The sequence below is a fragment of the Micromonospora sp. NPDC048063 genome, from assembly GCF_043202855.1.
Classification (GTDB): Bacteria; Actinomycetota; Actinomycetes; order Mycobacteriales; family Micromonosporaceae; genus Micromonospora.
Map to the genome: position 1 here is coordinate 1 of NZ_JBIDBG010000043.1, position 3894 is coordinate 3894.

General features: G+C 72.9%; 1 pseudogene. It reads right to left on the minus strand.

What is annotated here, in order from left to right:
- A pseudogene (locus tag ACGFZ2_RS34290) lies at positions 1–3860 on the minus strand (beta-ketoacyl synthase N-terminal-like domain-containing protein); the annotation flags it as partial.
- Positions 3861–3894: the final 34 nt, after the last annotated feature.

A 3894-nucleotide genomic window follows, 5' to 3' on the forward strand; every position in this document is an offset into this window, starting at 1 on the left:
CCCCCATCCCACACACCCGACACATCCACCAACCCACCCCACCGCAACGGCAACTCCAAACCCACCACCCGACCCAAACCCCACACCGCCGCACCCGCGACGTCGGTGAGCGGGTCGGAGCTGCCGACCGACACCGCCCCACGGGTCAGCCACCACAGCCGGCCCGTCCCGCCGAGCTCGGCCAGGGCCTGCACCACCGTCAGCGCCCTCGACGCCTCAGCGGCGCCCGGAACCGCGGCCGGCTCCCTGGGGTCGGTGAGCGACAGCAGGGACAGCACGTTCGCGTCCCGGTCCGCGGACCCCATCGCGTCCCGCAGCAGCCGGGCCACCCGGTCCCGGTCCGCGTCGGTCGGGATCGGCACCGGGATCACCCGGGCGGCACGGGCGGCCAGCCCCTCGGCCGCCGGGTGGTTCTCCTGCCCCGGCGCCGTCAGCACCAGCCAGGTCCCGGCCAGGGTCGCGGATTCCGGCACGACCGCCGTACGCCACGTCGCCCGGTACCGCCAGGAGTCGACGGCGGCGCGCTGCTGCGTCGTCCGCCGCCACCGGGCGAGCTTCGGCAGCAGCGCCGTGGACGGCTCGTCCGCGCCCACCGCCAGTTCCTCGCCCAGCGCGCCGAGATCCCCGGACTCGACCGCCGCCCAGAACCGCTCGTCGGACGGGGCGTCGACGGCCGCCGGGGTCGCTCCGGGCTGCCGGTCGTCCAGCCAGTACCGCTGCCGGTCGAAGGCGTACGTGGGCAGGTCGACCACGCGCGGCCGGGCACCGGCCTGGCCGTGGTACGCCGCCCAGTCCACCGCGACACCGGCGACCCAGAGCTGCCCGACGGCGGCGGTGAGGGCGGTGAGTTCCGGCTGCTTGCGGCGCAGCGCGGCGACGTACCGCACGTCGTCGCCGGTCGCCGTTGCCTCGACCGCCATGGCGGTGAGGACGGCGTCCGGGCCGACCTCCAGGAACGTGTCGACGCCCTGCTCCCGCAGCGCCGCCACCCCGTCGGCGAACCGCACCGCCTGCCGCACGTGCCGCACCCAGTAGCCCGGGTCGGTGATCTCCGCCGTGTCCGCCACGGCCCCGGTCACGTTCGACACGATCGGAATCCTCGGCGGCTGCCAGCCCAGCCCCGCCACCACCGACGCGAACTCGTCCAGCATCGGATCCATCAGGCGCGAATGGAACGCGTGACTGACCGACAACTCCTTCGTCCGCCACCCCCGCTCACGAGACGCCGCCACCACCACAGCCACCTCGTCGGCGGCACCCGACACCACCACCGCCGCCGGACCGTTCACCGCCGCGACGTCCACCGCCGCACCCGTGAGATCGATCAGCTCGACGACCGACTCCTCCGACGCGCCGACCGCCGCCATCACCCCACCAGCCGGCAACGCCTGCATCAACCGGCCCCGCGCCGCCACCAACACACACGCATCCGACAGCGACAACATCCCCGCCACATAGGCGGCAGTCACCTCACCGATCGAATGACCCGCCAGGAAATCCGCCCGCACACCCCACGACGACAGCAACTCCCACAACGCCACCTCAACCGCGAACAACCCCGCCTGCGCGAACACCGTCTGATCCACCAGAGCGGCGTCCGCACTGCCCGGTTCGGCGAACACGATCTCCCGCAGAGGACGCGGCAGGTGCGGATCGATCTCCTGGCACACCGCGTCGAAGGACGCCGCGAACACCGGGAACGCCTCATACAACTCACGGCCCATGCCGACGCGCTGCGAACCCTGACCGGTGAACAACACCGCCCGACGACCCGCCGACACCACACCCGAGGCCACCGACGACCGGCCCTCGGCGACAGCCGACAGCCCCGCCACCAACTCGTCCGCGTCCGAGCCCCACACCACCGCGCGGTGCTCCAACGCCGCCCGCGACACCGCCAACGACCACGACACATCCGACACCGCGACATCCGTGCGGGACCGAGCGAACGACACCAACCGCGCCGCCTGACCCGACAGACCACGCTCCGACCGCGCCGACACCACCCACGGCACCGGCACCCCGACCGGCACGACGGACGCCGAGACGGAATCCTCCCCCGCCACGGACTCCACCGCCACGGCCGAGGACTCCCCCGCCGCAGACGCCGGCTGCACCGCCGACACCGGATCGAACTCCGACACGGAGTCCGGCTGCTCCAGGATCACGTGCGCGTTCGTGCCGGAGATACCGAACGACGACACACCCGCCCGACGCGGACGCCCCACCACCGGCCACTCACGCGCCTCGGTCACCAACTCCACCGCACCCGACGACCAGTCCACATGCGACGACGGCGCATCCACGTGCAACGACGCCGGCACCATCCCGGCCCGCATCGCCAGGATCATCTTGATGATCCCCGCCACGCCGGCAGCCGCCTGGGTGTGGCCGATGTTCGACTTCACCGAACCGAGGAGCAGCGGCGCAGCCTCATCGCGGCCCTGCCCGTACGTCGCCAGCAACGCCTGTGCCTCGATCGGGTCGCCGAGCCTGGTGCCGGTGCCGTGCGCCTCGACGACGTCCACGTCCCCGGCCGACAGCCCCGCCGACGCGAGGGCCTGCCGGATCACCCGCTGCTGCGACGGACCGTTGGGCGCGGTCAGGCCGTTGGAGGCACCGTCCTGGTTCACCGCCGTGGCCCGGACCACGGCCAGGATCCGCCGACCGTCCCGCCGCGCGTCGGACAGCCGCTGCACCAGCAGCATGCCCACGCCCTCGGACCAGCCGGTGCCGTCAGCGGCTTCGGAGAACGACTTGCACCGGCCGTCGGCCGACAGCCCGCCCTGGATCGAGAACTCGGCGAAGGTGGCCGGGGACGCCATGACGCAGACGCCGCCGGCGAGGGCGAGGTCGCACTCCCCGGACCGCAGCGCCTGCGCCGCCAGGTGCAGCGCCACCAGCGACGACGAACACGCGGTGTCCACCGTCATCGCCGGCCCCTCGAACCCGAACGAGTACGCCACCCGACCCGACAGCACACTCGTCGCGTTGCCGGTGAGCAGGTGGCCGCCGACCTCCTGGGCGCGACCCACCGATCCGCTGGCGTACCCCTGGAAGCTGGCGCCGGCGAAGACGCCGACCGCGCTTCCCTTCAGGCTGGTCGGGTCGATACCGGCGGATTCGACCGCCTCCCAGGACGTCTCCAGCAGCAGCCGCTGCTGGGGGTCCATGGCGAGGGCCTCGCGGGGCGAGATCCCGAAGAACTCGGCGTCGAACTCGGTGGCGTCGTAGACGAAGCCGCCGCTACGGACGAAGGACGTGTCGGACAGGCCGCTGCCGAGGAAGGTGTCCCAGCCCCGGTCGAGGGGGAAGTCGGAGATGCCGTCGCGTCCCGTGGAGAGCAACTGCCAGAACTCGTCCGGCGATCCGACGCCGCCCGGGAGGCGGCAGCCCATTCCCACGATCACGATCGGATCGTCGTCGACGGCGGTGACCGTACGCCCGGCCGGCGCGTCGCCGGAGGCGCCGAGCACGGTCTCCCGGACGAAGGCGACCAGGGCGGCTGGCGTCGGGTGGTCGAAGACCAGGGTGGTGGGCAGCGCGAGGCCCGTCTCGGCGGTCAGCCGGTTGCGCAACTCGACCGCGGTGAGGGAGTCGAAGCCGAGGCGCTGGAATGCCCGGTCCGGCGGCACGGACTCCACGGTGGCGTGGCCGAGCACCGCGGCAACCTGGGAGCGTACGAGGTCGAGCAGGGTCGCCTCGGCCTCCGACGGCGTCAGCGCCGCAAGCCGCTGCCGGAAGGCGGAAACCTGGTCGGTGGGGCCGTTCTCGGTGCGGGCCGCCGCCTCGATGGCCGACTGTGCCTCGGGGATCTCGGTGAACAACCGGCTCGGCCGCAACGCCGTGAACGACGACACAAACCGATCCCACCGCACATCCGCCACCACCACC